This is a genomic window from Pseudomonas sp. NPDC090592 (assembly GCF_044769185.1).
GTDB lineage: Bacteria > Pseudomonadota > Gammaproteobacteria > Pseudomonadales > Pseudomonadaceae > Aquipseudomonas.
In genome coordinates, this window is the sequence record NZ_JBIVXJ010000008.1 from 191,599 (window position 1) to 207,851 (window position 16,253).

At 61.8% G+C, this 16,253-nt stretch carries 15 protein-coding genes; 8 read left to right on the plus strand and 7 right to left on the minus strand.

Annotation, left to right across the window (positions count from 1 at the left end):
• Positions 1–64: 64 nt before the first annotated feature.
• Entirely contained in the window at positions 65–652 is a 588-nt protein-coding gene (locus ACIQUI_RS09465; RefSeq protein ID WP_403197448.1) for a TIGR00730 family Rossman fold protein, read from the minus strand.
• Positions 653–1,001: 349 nt separating this feature from the next.
• Between ACIQUI_RS09465 and azu the strand changes: the two genes are divergently transcribed.
• Positions 1,002–1,451: an azurin gene (gene azu, locus ACIQUI_RS09470; protein ID WP_403197449.1), complete on the plus strand. Its 450-nt coding sequence runs from the start codon at positions 1,002–1,004 to the stop codon at positions 1,449–1,451.
• Positions 1,452–1,565: 114 nt separating this feature from the next.
• Here azu and nadE read toward each other — a convergent pair whose 3' ends face one another.
• Both nadE and pncB read right to left on the minus strand, forming a co-directional pair.
• Positions 1,566–2,393, minus strand: coding sequence for an ammonia-dependent NAD(+) synthetase (nadE, locus tag ACIQUI_RS09475; protein WP_391129436.1), 828 nt, complete (start codon positions 2,391–2,393; stop codon positions 1,566–1,568).
• 3 nt (positions 2,394–2,396) lie between these two features.
• On the minus strand, positions 2,397–3,602 hold the full coding sequence (gene pncB / locus ACIQUI_RS09480) for a nicotinate phosphoribosyltransferase (protein WP_403197452.1): 1,206 nt from the start codon (positions 3,600–3,602) through the stop codon (positions 2,397–2,399).
• Between the two features lie 525 nt (positions 3,603–4,127).
• Here pncB and ACIQUI_RS09485 point away from each other — a divergent pair.
• The 6 genes from ACIQUI_RS09485 to ACIQUI_RS09510 all read left to right on the plus strand — a co-directional run bounded on the left by ACIQUI_RS09485 (position 4,128) and on the right by ACIQUI_RS09510 (position 10,674).
• Positions 4,128–5,264, plus strand: a complete 1,137-nt coding sequence (locus ACIQUI_RS09485) for a branched-chain amino acid ABC transporter substrate-binding protein (protein WP_403197454.1) — start codon at positions 4,128–4,130, stop codon at positions 5,262–5,264.
• A 145-nt stretch (positions 5,265–5,409) separates the two neighbouring features.
• Positions 5,410–6,324, plus strand: a complete 915-nt coding sequence (locus ACIQUI_RS09490) for a branched-chain amino acid ABC transporter permease LivH (protein WP_403197457.1) — start codon at positions 5,410–5,412, stop codon at positions 6,322–6,324.
• Between the two features lie 2 nt (positions 6,325–6,326).
• The gene (livM, locus tag ACIQUI_RS09495) at positions 6,327–7,628 is read left to right on the plus strand and encodes a high-affinity branched-chain amino acid ABC transporter permease LivM (RefSeq protein WP_403197460.1); all 1,302 of its coding nucleotides are present in this window, start codon (positions 6,327–6,329) and stop codon (positions 7,626–7,628) included.
• Positions 7,625–8,500 carry an ATP-binding cassette domain-containing protein gene (locus ACIQUI_RS09500; protein WP_403197462.1) on the plus strand — a complete coding sequence of 292 codons (876 nt, stop codon included), beginning with the start codon at positions 7,625–7,627 and terminating at the stop codon, positions 8,498–8,500. Before livM ends, ACIQUI_RS09500 begins: the two co-directional genes overlap by 4 nt.
• Positions 8,497–9,213 (plus strand): ABC transporter ATP-binding protein, encoded by a 717-nt coding sequence (locus ACIQUI_RS09505; protein ID WP_403197464.1) that lies wholly within the window; start codon positions 8,497–8,499, stop codon positions 9,211–9,213. Before ACIQUI_RS09500 ends, ACIQUI_RS09505 begins: the two co-directional genes overlap by 4 nt.
• A 693-nt stretch (positions 9,214–9,906) precedes the next feature.
• Positions 9,907–10,674 carry an SDR family oxidoreductase gene (locus ACIQUI_RS09510; RefSeq protein ID WP_403197466.1) on the plus strand — a complete coding sequence of 256 codons (768 nt, stop codon included), beginning with the start codon at positions 9,907–9,909 and terminating at the stop codon, positions 10,672–10,674.
• A gap of 98 nt (positions 10,675–10,772) precedes the next feature.
• Here the strand turns inward: ACIQUI_RS09510 and ACIQUI_RS09515 are convergent, their stop codons facing one another.
• The 3 genes from ACIQUI_RS09515 to ACIQUI_RS09525 all read right to left on the minus strand — a co-directional run bounded on the left by ACIQUI_RS09515 (position 10,773) and on the right by ACIQUI_RS09525 (position 13,162).
• Positions 10,773–11,870, minus strand: coding sequence for an AGE family epimerase/isomerase (locus tag ACIQUI_RS09515; RefSeq protein WP_403197469.1), 1,098 nt, complete (start codon positions 11,868–11,870; stop codon positions 10,773–10,775).
• 175 nt (positions 11,871–12,045) lie between these two features.
• A complete protein-coding gene (locus ACIQUI_RS09520; protein WP_403197471.1) occupies positions 12,046–12,678 on the minus strand; it encodes a TetR family transcriptional regulator in 633 nt (210 codons plus the stop codon).
• A gap of 121 nt (positions 12,679–12,799) precedes the next feature.
• Positions 12,800–13,162, minus strand: coding sequence for a hypothetical protein (locus ACIQUI_RS09525; protein ID WP_197854212.1), 363 nt, complete (start codon positions 13,160–13,162; stop codon positions 12,800–12,802).
• Between the two features lie 341 nt (positions 13,163–13,503).
• Between ACIQUI_RS09525 and ACIQUI_RS09530 the strand changes: the two genes are divergently transcribed.
• Positions 13,504–15,570 carry an AsmA family protein gene (locus tag ACIQUI_RS09530; protein ID WP_403197474.1) on the plus strand — a complete coding sequence of 689 codons (2,067 nt, stop codon included), beginning with the start codon at positions 13,504–13,506 and terminating at the stop codon, positions 15,568–15,570.
• Positions 15,571–15,698: 128 nt separating this feature from the next.
• Here the strand turns inward: ACIQUI_RS09530 and ACIQUI_RS09535 are convergent, their stop codons facing one another.
• The gene (locus ACIQUI_RS09535) at positions 15,699–16,229 is read right to left on the minus strand and encodes a bacterioferritin (protein ID WP_403197477.1); all 531 of its coding nucleotides are present in this window, start codon (positions 16,227–16,229) and stop codon (positions 15,699–15,701) included.
• Positions 16,230–16,253 lie beyond the last annotated feature (24 nt).

Genomic DNA, 16,253 nt, shown 5'->3' on the forward strand with positions numbered 1-16,253 from the left:
GCAATCCCTGTGGGAGCTGGCTTGCCTGCGATGGACCGCAGAGCGGTCCCATGGATTTCAGCCTTCAATCAGGTTTCTTGTCGACCCACTTCGGCGCCACCGGCGCAACGAAGCTGTCCATCCCGTCCAGCAGCTCATCCGGCTGCTGCGCCAGCAGCAACATCGCCCGGTGCTGCGGGCGCACAAAGCCTTCTTCGACAATATGGTCGAGGAACCCGCCCAGCTTGTCGTAAAAGCCGTTCACATCGAGCAGCCCCAGTGGCTTGGCGTGATAGCCCAGTTGCCCCCAGGTCCACACTTCGAACAGTTCCTCCAGCGTACCCAGCCCACCCGGCAAGGCGATGAACGCATCGCTCAGTTCGGCCATGCGGGCCTTGCGTGCGTGCATGCCATCAACCACTTCCAGGCGGGTCAGGCCTTTGTGGCCGACTTCAGCGTCCAGCAGGCTCTGCGGGATGATGCCTACCACTTCGCCACCTGCTGCCATGGCCGCGTCGGCCACCACGCCCATCAGGCCTACGGCACCGCCGCCGTACACCAGCTTCAGCCCACGACGCGCTATGGCCTGGCCAAGCGCGACGGCGGCCTCACGGTAGGCAGGGTTGGCGCCAATGCTGGCGCCGCAGAACACACAAACGGAACGTACGGGCATTGCTCATCTCCTGTCACTTAGCTGCACAGGGTAAGGCGCATGCCCGTCACTTCCAAGGCCGCTTTCATTCGGGGCGGGAGAATTCGCAGATGGCGCCAGTAGCGCCGTGGGCGTAGGCCGCGAGCAGGCTATTGAGGAAATTCGAGATGGGCATTTGGTATTGCTCCTAAATGAGAGGTTGTCCCATCGTCTATTAAAAGGGCATGATGTGCCCTTAGATTGGTTGTATACAATCCATTGAACAATTCTACTGGCTGGCCTCTTGACAGCCCCTTGACCCATGTCAGCAGGGGGCTGAACGGTTTCAGGCAGTCTCGCAATTGATAAAACCCTGCCAAGGAGATTCATGATGTTTGCGAAAGCTGTAGCGGTATCCCTGCTGACCCTCGCCAGCGCTTCTGTCTTCGCCGCCGAGTGCTCGGTAACTGTCGAATCGACGGACCAGATGTCCTATACCACCAAGGAATTCACCGTCGACAAGAGCTGCAAGGAGTTCACCGTCAAACTGACCCACTCCGGCAGCCTGCCGAAGAACGTCATGGGTCACAACCTGGTGATCAGCAAGACTGCCGACATGCAGGGCATTGCCACCGAAGGCATGAGCCAGGGCATCGAAAAGGGTTATCTGAAAGAAGATAACGCCAACATCATCGCCCACACTGCGATGATCGGCGCGCCGGAAAAAGAAACCGAAGTGAAGTTCGACACTTCCAAGCTGGAAGCCGGTGGTGACTACAGCTTCTTCTGCACCTTCCCGGGCCACATCTCGATGATGAAGGGCAAGGTTGTCGTCAAGTGATGGCAGCTGAGTAGGGCTTTCGGGCCTATTCGCGGGCACGCCCGCTCCCACAGGTGAATCACTGTTCTCAAGGGCAGTGGCTATCCTGTGGGAGCGGGCGAGCCCGCGAAGCTTTTATGGGGCAAACGGCAGTTCGCGCTTGTGCTGGGTCTTGCGGTAGGTGGCAACGATGATGTCGAATGCTGCCTGGTCAACCGGCAACCCATGCAGGAAGGCATCGATCTGCTGGTAGGTCACGCCATGCGACGCTTCGTCCGGCTTGCCCGGTTCCAGGTCTTCCAGGTCCGCAGTCGGCACCTTCTCCACCAGTGACTCCGGCGCACCAAAGCTGCGCGCAATCGCCCGTACCTGGTTCTTCACCAGCCCGCTCAGCGGCGCCAGGTCGCAGGCCCCATCACCAAACTTGGTAAAGAAGCCCATCACCGCCTCGGCGGCGTGGTCGGTACCGATCACCAGGCCTGCGCGTGCGCCGGCGATGGTGTACTGGGCAACCATGCGCGTACGCGCCTTGACGTTGCCGACCACGAAGTCGACCAGGGTTGGCGAGCCGTTCTTCAGCTCCACCACTTCCGCCGCCAATGCCCGCACTGCCGGGGCAATGTCCACGGTGTGCACTTCATCGGCCTTGATCACCTCCAGGCAGGCCTGGGCATCATGCTCGTCATGCTGCACCTGGTACGGCAGGCGCACGGCAATGAAGGTGTATGCCTGGTCGCCGGTTTCGGCGCGCAGTTCATTCACTGCGCGCTGGGCGAGCAGGGCGGCCGTCAGCGAGTCGACACCGCCGCTGATGCCCAGCACCAGGGTCTTGAGCCGGGCATTGGCCAGGCAGTCCTTGATGAACGCCACACGCCGGGCGACTTCGGCCTCGAGCGCGGCGGTGTCGGCGAACGGCGGCTGTACCTTCAGCGCCTGGGCAATCTCTTGCTGAACCGCTTGCATGGGTTACTCCTTGCTGGGGACTTTGAATACGTGGCGCATATAGGCGACGAAATTCTCGTCGCGGCATTGGGTCTTGGCGGCTTCGTCCGAGATCTTGGCCACTGGCGCGCCGTTGCAGTCGGTCATTTTAAGCACGATGTTCATCGGTGCTACACCCGGTATGTCGCAAGTCAGGTTGGTGCCGATGCCAAAACTGACGTTGATGCGACCGCGCAGGGCACGGAAGATTTCCAGCGAGCGGGTGAGGTTGAGGCCATCGGAGAACACCAGGGTCTTGGTCATCGGGTCGATACCCAGTTTCTGGTAGTGGGCAATGGCCTTCTCTGCCCAGGCCACCGGCTCACCCGAGTCATGGCGCAGGCCGTCGAACAGCTTGGCGAAGTACAGGTCGAAATCGCCGAGGAAGGCGTCCATGGTGATGCAATCGGTCAGGGCGATGCCGAGCAGCCCGCGGTACTCGCGTACCCAGCAGTCCAGCGCGGCGATCTGGCTGTCGATCAGCCGCGGGCCGAGCTGCTGGTGGGCCATGATCCACTCATGGGCCATGGTGCCCAGCGGCTTGATATCCAGTTTCCATGCCAGGTCGACGTTGCTGGTGCCGACGAAGCGGGCCGGGAAGTCGTTGCGCAATACCCGCACCACTTCTTCCTGCACGCGACTGGAAAAACGCCGGCGGGTGCCGAAGTCGGCCACCTGCAGGTCGGCCAGTTCATCATCGCTGGCATGCGCACGCAGCCAGTCGAACTTGCGGTACAGCTGGTCACGGGCTTCGGCCAGCCGCATGTGCGGGTGCAGTTGGCGGTTGCGCACTTCGCTGATGATGGCCAGTAGCGGCACTTCGAACAGGATTACGTGCAGCCACGGGCCTTTCAGGCGCAGGAACAGTTGATCGTTTTCGATACCGACGCGTACGTAGCGCAGGTTGAAGCGAAACAGCCGCAGAAAGCGCAGGAAGTCCGGCTTGAGGAAGCTGATGCGTTCGAGGAAAGCCAGTTGGCCATCATCGAGTGTGAGGTCGCTGAGCAGTTCGAGCTGGTGACGGATCTCGCCCAGGTAGGGGCGCAGATCCTCGCCGTTGCGGCAGCGGAATTCCCATTCGACGTCAGCGTCCGGGTAGTTGTGCAACACGCCCTGCATCATGGTGAGTTTGTAGAAGTCGGTGTCGAGCAGGTTGTGCACGATGCGCTCGGCGAATGCGCTCTCGCTCATCAAGGGGGCTCCGGAAGCGGCGAATGGCGGACATTGTGCCAGCCTTTGATGGCTTGTGTGGCTGTTATGGCCCTTTCGCGGGCTTGCCCGCTCCCACAGGAACTGCACTGAGCTTGAAAACGGTGCAATACCTGTGGGAGCGGGCGAGCCCGCGAAGAGGCCCGAACAGCCAAAACAGAGGTGTTTTTCCATGCACCGGCTAGCCTTGAAACGGTGCCGCCTGTAGCAGTCGCGCACCAGCGGTGTGCAGTTCGGTGACGTCCGCTGTTACAGGCTGGTTGCACGTAAACACTTGTCGGGGTTGCAATGATGGCACCGTACGGTTGCTCCTTGTCTGTACGTGTGGTGGCGCCTGCCGCGTGGCAGACGGTTGCACGCTCAATAAAGAAAAGGCCGTCGGTCGCCTTCAGTGCACCCGCGCAGTGTGTTTCCCCGGAAGACAAAACCTATGGCACGGCCCTTGCTCTGAGCACAGGGTTGAGAAGTTGTAGTGCCAACCAAAAAAAACTCTAGGAGCACCACCTCATGTCGCAGACGTTTTACAAGAAAGGTTTCCTGGCTCTGGCCGTGGCTACAGCACTGGGTGTTTCTTCGTATGTTCAGGCCGACGTCAAGATCGGTGTAGCGGGCCCCATGACCGGGGCGAACGCAGCGTTTGGCGAGCAGTACATGAAGGGTGCGCAGGCAGCGGCCGACAAGATCAACGCCGCCGGTGGCGTGAATGGCGAGAAAATCGTCCTGGTGAAGGGCGATGACGCCTGCGAGCCGAAGCAGGCCGTGGCCGTGGCCAACCGCCTGGTCGACCAGGACAAGGTGATCGGGGTGGTCGGCCACTTCTGTTCCTCCAACACCATTCCGGCGTCCGAGGTGTATGACGAGGCGGGCGTGATCGCCATCACCCCTGGCTCCACCAACCCACAGGTTACCGAGCGTGGCCTGAGCGCCATGTTCCGCATGTGCGGCCGTGACGACCAGCAGGGCATCGTCGCCGGCGACTACATCGTTGATGTGCTCAAGGGCAAGAAAGTCGCGGTGCTGCACGACAAGGACACCTACGGCCAAGGCCTGGCCGATGCCACCAAGGCGCAGTTGGAAAAACGCGGCGTCAAGCCTGTGCTGTACGAAGGCCTGACCCGTGGCGAGAAAGACTTCAGCGCCGTGGTTACCAAGATCCGCTCCACCGGTGCCGACGTGGTCTACTTTGGCGGCCTGCACCCGGAAGCCGGCCCGCTGGTACGCCAGCTGCGCGAGCAGGGCCTGAAGGACGTCAAGTTCATGTCCGATGACGGCATCGTCACCGACGAACTGGTGGCCACCGCCGGCGGCGCGCAATACGTCGATGGCGTATACATGACCTTCGGCGCCGACCCGCGCCTGCTGCCAGACAGCAAGGCGGTGGTGGAAGAGTTCCGCAAGGCCGGTACCGAACCTGAAGGCTACACCCTGTACGCCTATGCCTCGCTGCAGGCCCTGGCCGCTGGCTTCAACGGCGCCAAGTCGAACAAGGGCGAAGATGCTGCCAAGTGGCTGAAGGCCAACCCGGTGCAGACCGTCATGGGCGAGAAGAAGTGGGACAGTAAAGGCGACCTGACCGTCTCCGACTACGTGGTCTACCAGTGGGACAAGGACGGTAAATACCACCAGCTGGAAAAACAAAAATAATAACGGCCCACGGCCCGGGCTGATGCTCGGGCCCAAGCCCCGCGGTACCTGTCTTTATTTCGGAGATCTGCACGGTTCTGCGCCGCCTGGGGCCGCTTCATCCGTGGCCGGCGCCCGTGCAGTCTCACTCAGGTGAGATTGCGTTATGGATGGTATTTTCCTGCAGCAACTGGTCAACGGCCTGACCCTCGGGTCGGTCTATGGCCTGATCGCCATCGGCTACACAATGGTCTATGGCATTATCGGCATGATCAACTTCGCGCACGGCGAGGTGTACATGATCTCCGCGTACCTCGCGGCGATCAGCCTGGCATTGCTGGCTTATTTCGGTATCGAGTCGTTCCCCCTGCTGATGTTGGGCACGCTGTTGTTCACCGTCGTCGTCACGGGCGTGTATGGCTTCACCATCGAGCGCATCGCCTACAAACCTCTGCGTAACTCCACCCGCCTGGCACCGCTGATCAGTGCCATCGGTATTTCGCTGATTCTGCAGAACTACGCGCAGATCAGCCAGGGTGCCCGCCAGCAAGGCGTGCCAACCCTGCTTGAAGGGGCTGTGCGCGTCGAATTCGGTACCGGCTTCGTGCAACTGACCTACACCAAGATCTTCATCCTGGTCGCGGCCTTCGTCGGCATGGGCCTGCTCACCTACGTGATCAAGTACACCAAGCTCGGCCGCATGTGCCGCGCTACCCAGCAAGACCGCAAGATGGCCTCGATCCTGGGCATCAACACCGACCGGGTGATTTCGTACGTGTTTGTCATCGGTGCGGTAATGGCCGCCCTGGCAGGCGTGCTGATCACCATGAACTACGGCACCTTCGACTTCTACGCCGGCTTCATCATCGGCATCAAGGCGTTCACCGCCGCCGTGCTCGGTGGTATCGGCTCGCTGCCTGGCGCCATGCTTGGCGGGATCATCCTGGGTATTTCCGAGTCGCTGTTCTCTGGCCTGATCAACTCCGACTACAAGGACGTGTTCAGCTTCTCGCTGCTGGTGATGATCCTTATCTTCCGCCCTCAAGGCCTGCTGGGTCGTCCGCTCGTGGCTAAGGTGTGAACATGTCGATTGCCAAGATTGCCTCTGCCTCTGAAACCAAAGGTTTCGATATCAAGCGCAGCTTGCTCGAAACCATCGTCGCCGGCCTGCTGGCGCTCATCGTCTTCGGCCCGATCGTCGGCGTGGTGCTCGATGGTTACACCTTCAACGCCGAACCACGCCGGGTAGCCTGGCTGGTGGGCGGGGTGATGCTCGGGCGCTTCCTGCTCAGCCTCTACGTGCAGACCGCCGCCGGGCGGCGCATGCTCGAAGGCTTCGACAGTGGTGGCTCGGGCGTGCACGTCAACGCACCGGACTACAAGTCGCGGTTGCGCTACATCATCCCGGCGCTGGTGGTAATTGCCATCGTCTTCCCGATCTTCGCCAACAAGTACCTGCTGACCGTGGTCATCCTCGGCCTGATCTACGTGTTGCTGGGCCTTGGCCTGAATATCGTGGTCGGCCTGGCCGGCCTGCTCGACCTGGGTTACGTGGCGTTCTACGCCATTGGCGCCTACGGCCTGGCGCTGGGTTACCAATACCTCGGCCTGGGCTTCTGGAGCGTACTGCCGCTGGCGGCCATCGCGGCGGCGCTGGCGGGGTGCATACTCGGCTTCCCGGTGTTACGCATGCACGGTGACTACCTGGCGATCGTGACCCTGGGCTTTGGCGAGATCATCCGCCTGGTGCTGAACAACTGGCTGTCGTTCACCGGTGGCCCCAACGGCATGCCGGCGCCGTCGCCAACCTTCTTCGGCCTGGAGTTCGGCCGCCGGGCCAAGGACGGCGGGGTGCCGATCCATGAGTTCTTCGGCTTCGATTACAACGCCAACCTCAAGTTCGTGTTCATCTACGCGGTGCTGTTCCTGGTTGTGCTGGCGGTGTTGTACATCAAGCACCGCCTGACCCGCATGCCGGTCGGCCGGGCGTGGGAAGCACTGCGCGAAGACGAGATCGCCTGCCGCTCGATGGGCCTGAACCACGTACTGGTCAAGCTTTCGGCGTTTACCCTGGGTGCTTCCACTGCCGGCCTGGCCGGGGTGTTCTTTGCCACCTACCAGGGCTTCGTCAACCCGTCGTCGTTCACCTTCTTCGAGTCGGCGCTGATCCTCGCCATCGTCGTACTGGGCGGCATGGGCTCGACCGTGGGCGTGGTGATCGCGGCGTTCGTGCTGACCGTGGCGCCGGAGCTGCTGCGCAGCTTCTCCGAATACCGGGTACTGCTGTTCGGTGTGTTGATGGTGCTGATGATGATCTGGCGACCGCGTGGGCTGATCCGCATCAGCCGTACCGGTGTGACCCCGCGTAAAGGAGTGGCGCCATGAGCGACGAAATCATTCTATCGGTCGACAACCTGATGATGCAGTTCGGCGGCATCAAGGCGCTCAGCGACGTCAGCCTGAAGGTCAAGCGCAACCAGATCTTCGCCCTGATCGGCCCCAACGGCGCCGGCAAGACCACCGTGTTCAACTGCCTGACCGGATTCTACAAGGCCAGCGGCGGGCGTATCGAGCTGAACGTGCGCGGCAGCCACACCAACGTCATCCAGCTGCTTGGCGAGCGCTTCCAGGCGGCCGACTTCGTGTCGCCGGCGCGCTTTGCCAACCGCCTGTACTACAAGATGTTCGGCGGTACTCACCTGGTCAACCGCGCAGGCCTGGCGCGCACCTTCCAGAACATTCGCCTGTTCAAGGAAATGTCGGTGGTGGAGAACCTGCTGGTAGCCCAGCACATGTGGGTCAACCGCAACCTGCTGGCCGGGGTGCTCAACACCAAGGCCTTCCGCAAGGCCGAGAGCGATGCGCTGGACCACGCCTTCTACTGGCTGGAAGTGGTTGATCTGGTCGACTGTGCCAACCGCCTGGCCGGCGAGCTGTCGTACGGCCAGCAGCGTCGCCTGGAAATTGCCCGGGCCATGTGCACGCGGCCAAAGATCATCTGCCTGGACGAACCGGCTGCCGGCCTGAACCCGCAGGAAACCGAGGCGCTCAGCCGCATGATCCGCGTGCTGCGTGACGAGCATGACATCACTGTGGTGCTGATCGAGCACGACATGGGCATGGTCATGAGCATTTCCGACCATATCGTGGTGCTGGACCACGGCAACGTGATTGCCGAAGGCGCCCCGCAGGATATCCGCCATAACCCGACGGTGATCGCCGCCTACCTGGGTGCAGACGAAGAGGAACTGGTATGAGTGCACCCATTCTCGAGCTGAAGGACCTGGACGTGTTCTACGGGCCGATCCAGGCGCTGAAAAAGGTGTCGATGCACATCAACGAGGGCGAGACGGTCAGCCTGATCGGTGCCAACGGTGCCGGCAAGTCGACCTTGCTGATGTCGATCTTCGGCCAGCCGCGGGCGGCCGCCGGGAACATCGTGTACCGCGGCACTGACATCACCCGCAAGTCGTCGCACTACATCGCCTCCAACGGCATTGCCCAGTCACCGGAGGGGCGCCGGGTGTTCCCCGACATGACCGTCGAGGAGAACCTGATGATGGGCACCATCCCCATTGGCGACAAACATGCCGACGAAGACATGCAGCGCATGTACGAGTTGTTCCCACGGCTGAAGGAGCGGCGCAACCAGCGGGCCATGACCATGTCCGGTGGCGAGCAGCAGATGCTCGCCATCGCCCGGGCGCTGATGAGCCGGCCCAAGTTGCTGCTGCTGGACGAGCCCTCGCTGGGGCTGGCGCCGATCGTGGTCAAGCAGATCTTCTCGACGTTGCGTGAATTGGCCAAGAGCGGGATGACCATCTTCCTGGTGGAGCAGAACGCCAACCATGCGCTGAAGTTGTCGGACCGTGCGTATGTGATGGTCAACGGGCAGATCCGCATGACCGGGACCGGGCAGGAACTGTTGGTCAACGAGGAAGTGCGTAACGCCTATCTTGGCGGGCATTGAGTTTAATTCGGGGCCGCTTTGCGGCCCATCGCCGGCAAGCCAGCTCCCACAGGGATCTCACAAGCCCTGAGAGCAACGCAATACCTGTGGGAGCTGGCTTGCCGGCGATGGGCTGCAAAGCAGCCCCATTCCCAATGTGGACAACTTGTCGCGCACCTTTGGCCATAATCATCACCATCCCATCCCAAGCCCTTGTTTCCACAGGCCAGATCTTTTCCACGGATAATGTGGAACCGCCTGTGGAAAACATGGTGGCATCTCGCTCAAGCCCTTTAATATCAAGCCCTGCAGAGGTGTGATCATTTTTTGATCATGTCCGGCTTGTGGATGATTTTCCAAGGTATTTCAAAGCCCTGCATGCATCCGCAGAGCAATGAAAAAACTGTGGATAACTCTGTGTAAAAACCTTGGACAGACCGCTACAGGCGGCATGCTTGAAAGCCTTGCGCCATCACCGAAAAGATATCCACCGACCACAAGCCGCTGAAAGGGTTCCGCACAGCAGACAAGTTGCCCCCAATCCGTGGGGAAAGCCTTGTGGATAACATGCGCATAGCTGGCGCCAAGCCCTCTGCCGCAAGGGTTTGCCGCATATGTACAAAAAATGAACAGCGCCATGAACGGCTTGCTGCCGGCGCCCGGCGCGGGCATGCTGCAAAGCTGCCGATGACAACCCACCGTGAGGAACAGAGCATGACGTCCACCGTATTCATCACTGGCGCCACTTCCGGTTTTGGCGAGGCCACCGCCCGCCGCTTCGCCGAAGCCGGCTGGAAGCTGGTGCTCACCGGCCGTCGCAAGGAGCGCCTGGATGCCCTGTGTGCCGAACTGTCGGCCAAGACCGAAGTGCATGGCCTGGTACTGGACGTGCGTGACCGCAAGGCTATGGAACAGGCCATTGCCACCCTGCCGGCCGGCTTCGACAAGCTGCAGGGCCTGGTGAACAACGCTGGCCTGGCACTGGGTGTGGACGCGGCGCAGAACTGCAGCCTGGACGACTGGGAAACCATGGTCGACACCAACATCAAGGGCCTGATGTACACCACTCGGTTGCTGCTGCCACGCCTGATCGCCCACGGCCGTGGTGCATCGATCCTCAACGTGGGTTCGGTGGCGGGCAACTACCCGTACCCGGGCAGCAACGTGTATGGCGGCACCAAGGCGTTTGTCGGCCAGTTCTCGCTGAGCCTGCGCTGCGACCTGCGCGGTACTGGCGTGCGGGTGAGTAACATCGAGCCGGGCCTGTGCGAGAGCGAGTTCTCGCTGGTGCGCTTTGGTGGTGACCAGGCCAAGTACGACGCGACCTATGCGGGTGCCGAGCCGATCCAGCCGCAGGACATTGCCGAGACCATCTTCTGGATCCTCAACCAGCCGGCGCACATCAATATCAACAGCCTCGAGTTGATGCCGGTGAGCCAGGACTGGGCAGGGTTCTCCATCGACCGCTCGGTCAAGGGCTGATCCGAGGGCCTCTTCGCGGGCGCGCCCGCTCCCACAGGTAATTTGCCGCCCTCAAGGTCGGCGCTATCCCTGTGGGAGCGGGCGTGCCCGCGAATGCGTCAGCTCAAGCGCTGCAGCCCTTCCAGGCAAGTCGCCAAATGGTAGGGCGTAGTCGAAGGCATATCATGCCGGCTGACACTGCCTTGCCCATCCCGGCACTCATACCAGCCCGCCTCACGCAGGAACCGCGCCTCCAGCACCTGCAACAGCTCCGGCAATTTTGCCTCGCCCCCAGCCCGCAACACCAGTGCCCGCAAATACTCCGCCTGGGCCCAGATCCGCTGGGTGGCATCGATCACCTTGCCCTCCACATCCAGCATCGCCAGCACTGCCGCATCTTTCACCCCATACTGCTCGGCAAAGCCGAAGGCCCGGTCGATGGACGCATGCAGCGGCGTATCACGCAGCAGCGGCGAGGTATGCAGCAAATAGAACCACTCGAACTGATGCCCTGGCTCAAACCAGTTATCCACAGCCCCGAGTGGCTTTTCCAGCATCAGGCCGTGGGCCGGTTCGATGAAGTATGTCTGCAGTGCTTCGCACAGTTGCAGCAGCGACAGTCGGGTATGCTCGTCATCACGCACCGCCAGCACTTGCAGGAATGCTTCGGCCAGGTGCATCTGCGGGTTCTGCAGCGGGCCGCTGCCCAGGTCGGCCCAGTCTTCGCCCAGGCTGGCTTCGTACAGGCCGTCGTCACGGGCAAACTGCTGGTCGATGATGTCCAGCGCGGCGTTCAGGGTGGACTCCACCAGGCTTTCGCGCACCTTGCCCCAGTAGTGCGCGCAGGCGAAGACGATGAAGGCGTGGGTATACAGGTCCTTGCGCCGGTCCAGCGGCTTGCCCTGGGCATCGATGCTGTAGAACCAGCCACCGTGCTCGGCGTCGTGGAAGTGCTTTTGCAGGGAGCGGAACAGGGCGGCTGCGCGCTCGGCGGCGCCCGGTTGGCCGATGCGGCTGCTGAACAGATACAGCTGACGGGCGCAGGCCATGGCCCGGTAGCGCTGCACGGGCAATGGCTGATGCTGATCGTCCAGCGCCTCGTAGGGCAGGGCCATGTCGGCGTTCCAGCCTGGCCCTTGCCACATCGGCACGATGCGCTCGGCGAAGTGCTGGTTGAAACGGGCCAGTTCGGGCAGGGTGGGGCGGGGGTTGGACATTTCGGCGCTCGTCGCTGTCGGGCAGGGCGCCATGGTAGCAGAACTGGGGTTCTCGGTAGCCTGTGCTGGCCCTTTCGCGGGCGCGCCCGCTCCCACAGGAGCACCACACGTCCCAGCAATGTGGGTTACCTGTGGGAGCGGGCGTGCCCGCGAAAGGGCCGGCACAGGCTACCCATCAGCCCGGGTTGCCCAGCCCCTGCCAGTGCCGCGCCCCGACAAAGATGAAGCGCAACTGCTGGGTAATCTTTTCCTGCGCCGTCAGCGTCTGTGGATAACCCGCTTCCGGGCTGTCAATAAGTTCGGGCAGGGTAGCGAACACGGTCTTCACCACCAGGTCGGCCATCACCGTCAGCGCGGCACTGTCCAGGTGCTGCCAGCGCTTCATGCGCGCAAGGTCGGTGGCCAGGTCGTCGCTGATGTCCTGGCGCAGGCGGGCAATGGCCTGGCGCACGGCCTGTGAGCCACCGTATTGCTCGCGGGCCAGGAACAGGAACTGTGCACGGTGGGCGGCCACCACATCGAGGAAGATGCGCACCGAGGCGTCGGTGATGCCACCCAGTTCGAATTCGTTTTGCCGCACCAGGCGGATGGTCTGGCGGAACGTGGTATCGACTTCAGCTACCAGGGCCAGGCCCAAGGCGTCCATGTCGGAAAAGTGCCGGTAGAACCCGGTGGGCACGATGCCTGCCGTTTTTGCTACTTCGCGCAGGCTGATACTGCCGAAGCCACGGCCGCTCTCCATCAGCAGGCAGGCGGCATCGAGCAGGGCCTGGCGGGTCTGTAGCTTCTGTTCGGCGCGCGGCAGCATGGTGCGGGCTTCTGTGGCGGTAAGGCTGGGCACTCTAGTTAAAAAAACAAAGCCCGGTCAATGACCGGGCCTGGAGGGGAGCAAGCGTTGTGACATGAGTTGTTCTTTTCGACCATGGCTATCAGCTCACACGGCTGAGTTCGACCAGGCGATCCGAACCACCTTCAGCGACGCGGCCACTGCGTTCGATCAGGCGGTCAGAGCCACCTTCGGCAACGCGGCCACTGCGTTCGATCAGGCGATCAGAGCCACCTTCGGCGACGCGGCCACTGCGTTCGATCAGGCGATCAGAGCCACCTTCGGCGACACGGCCACTGCGTTCGATCAGGCGATCAGAGCCACCTTCGGCTACGGTTTTCAGCGGTTGGGCGATTTCCGCAGCGCTGGAGCGCGATTCAGCGGTCAGGTGTTGTTCGGCAGCTGGCAGTGCAAAAGCGTTGGCAGCCAGGATGGACAGGGTCAGGGTCAGCAGATGGCGTTTCATGATTTCGGTGCTCCTCTCGGGGGCTGGAAAGTGGGTACGAAGCCAATGCTACGCCGCGTAACGCCAGAGAGAAGTTCATACGGGTAATGGTAACAATCGACCGCGTTGATAGAGGTTCGCAACGTCTCTATTCAGCCTGTTGCAGGTCGAATGGTGGCAATTTGACGTTGCCGGTAATGGGTAACATGTAGGGGCTGGCACGACAAATTGCTGAGCAAAAGGCCAGGAAAAACTTCGCTATCATGGCGCTATCGATAAAACCCTGCGGGTTTTCGCAAGTCCGACATATTGAGTGCCAACGTTGTGCCCGTTTTGTGCCATGCCGCAAGGAGAACCACGCAATGACGCGTCCCGCCAGAATCCTCGTCTGGACTTTCACCAGCCTGCTGACACTGCTGGCAATCCTGGTGGTGGTGATCGCCACCTTCGACTGGAACCGCGTCAAGCCGCTGCTCAACGAAAAGGTTTCCGAGGCCCTGCACCGGCCCTTCGCAATCAACGGCAACCTTGCCCTCCACTGGCGCACCGAGCCTGAAGAGGGGGGCTGGCGAGCCTGGGTGCCTTGGCCGCACTTCATTGCCGAGGACCTTAGCCTGGGCAATCCTGAGTGGCTCAAGGAGCCGAAGATGGTCGGCCTGGAACGCGTGGAGTTCCGCCTGGCGCCGTTGCCGCTGCTGTTCCAGCAGATCAGTATTCCGCGCATTGACCTGACCAGGCCCACCGCCAGCCTCACTCGCCTGGCTGATGGCCGTGCCAACTGGATATTCGACTTCGGCCCCAAGGATGAAAACGCAGAACCCTCCAAATGGCAGCTGGACATCGGTGCAATCGGGTTCGATCAGGGCAATGTCAGCTTCGACGACCAAACCCTGAAAACCAGCATGAAGGTGCAGATAGACCCGCTTGGCAAGCCAATTCCGTTCAGCGACATCGTCGGCAAGGCCAGCGCCGAGAAGGCCGGCGGTGCGCAGGACTACGCCTTCGGGCTCAAGGCCCAGGGCCGCTACAAGGGCCAGCCAGTGTCCGGTACTGGCAAGATCGGCGGCCTGCTGGCCCTGCAGGACGCCAGTCAGCCGTTCCCTTTGCAGGCCGACGTGCGTATCGCCGATACCCATGTGGTGCTCGCCGGCACCCTGACCGACCCTCGCAACCTCGGCGCTCTCGACCTTCGCTTGCGCCTTTCCGGTGCCAGCCTGGGCAACCTCTACCCATTGACCGGGGTTACCCTGCCGGACACCCCGGCCTACTCGACCGACGGCCACCTCAGCGCCAACCTGCATGCGGAGCAAGGCGCGACGTTCAACTATCAGGGCTTCAACGGCAAGATCGGTGACAGCGATATCCACGGAGACCTTGCCTTCGTCGCCAGCCAGCCACGGCCCAGGTTGTCCGGCAACCTGGTTTCCAACCAGTTGCTGTTCAAGGACCTGGCACCGCTGATTGGCGCCGATTCCAACGCCGAGCAAAAGGCTCGGGGGGGCGCCAGCAAGCAGCCGGCAGGCAAGGTGTTGCCGGTAGAAGAGTTCCGCACCGAGCGCTGGCGTGCGATGGACGCTGACGTCACCTTTGCCGGCAAGCGCATCGTGCACAGCACGCAATTGCCGTTCAATGACCTGTCGGCGCATGTAATCCTCGAAGACGGCCTGCTGCGCCTGGAGCCCCTGCGCTTTGGCGTGGCCGGTGGCAACCTGGCCTCCAAAATTCGCCTGGACGGGCGCAACGTGCCATTGCAGGGGCGTGCCCAGCTGACTGCACGTGGCTTCAAGCTCAAGCAACTGTTCCCTTCCTTTGCACCGATGCAGACCAGTTTTGGCGAGTTGAACGGTGATGCCGACATCAGCGGCCGTGGCAATTCGGTAGCGGCTTTGCTGGGCACGGCCAATGGTGACCTGCGCATGCTGATCAACGATGGCGCCATCAGCCGCAGCCTGATGGAGATTGCCGGTTTGAACGTGGGCAATTACGTGGTCGGCAAACTGTTTGGTGACGAGGATGTGAAGATCAATTGTGCGGCGGCTGATGTGGGGATCAAGGATGGCCTGGCAACGACGCGCCTGTTCATCTTCGATACCGAGAACGCGATCATCTACATCAACGGCACGGCCAATTTCGCCAGCGAGCAGTTGGACTTGAAGATCACCCCGGAATCGAAAGGGCTGCGGCTGTTCTCGCTGCGCTCGCCGCTGTATGTGCGCGGGCCGTTTGCCAAGCCCGGTGCCGGGGTGCAGGCGTTGCCGCTGGCGCTACGCGGTGCGGGAATGGTGGCGCTCGGTGTCGTGGCCGGGCCGGCGGCTGGGTTGCTGGCGCTGATTGCGCCCAGCAGTGGGGATGAACCGAACCAGTGCACACCGTTGTTGCAGCAGATGAAGGCGGGCAAGGCGCCGGCTGCGGTGAAAGGCAAGAAATGAGAAAGGGGGCCGCGTTGCGGCCCATCGCAGGCAAGCCAGCTCCCACAGGTCTGCACACGCCCTGAAACTTGCGCAGTACCTGTGGGAGCTGGCTTGCCTGCGATGGGCTGCAAAGCAGCCCCCAGCGATTACAGCCCTTGCAACAGGTCAGACATATCGTCCGCGTGCTCTTCTTCCTGCGCCAGGATGTCTTCAAAGATACGGCGAGTGGTCGGGTCTGTATCACCGATGTACTGAATGATCTCGCGGTAGCTATCAATGGCGATCCGCTCTGCCACCAGATCCTCCAGTACCATCTCCTTCAGCGAATTACCCGCCACATACTGGGCATGGGAATGCTTGCTCAGGTTATCCGGGTTGAAATCCGGCTCCCCGCCCAGCTGCACGATGCGCTCCGCCAGCTTGTCGGCATGCTCGGCTTCTTGGTTGGCATGCTCCAGAAACTCGCTGGCAGCCACACTGGCCTTGATGCCGCTGGCCATGAAGTAGTGGCGCTTGTAGCGCAGTACACAGACCAGTTCGGTGGCCAGTGACTCGTTCAGCAGGCGCAGGATCTGTTGGCGATCGGCGTGATAGCCCTCGGTCACCGCACCTTGCTCGACATGCTGGCGGGCACGCTCGCGCAGGGTTTGCACATCGGTCAGTTCAACGTTGCTCATGGTTATCTCCAGGCGGGTCAGGAC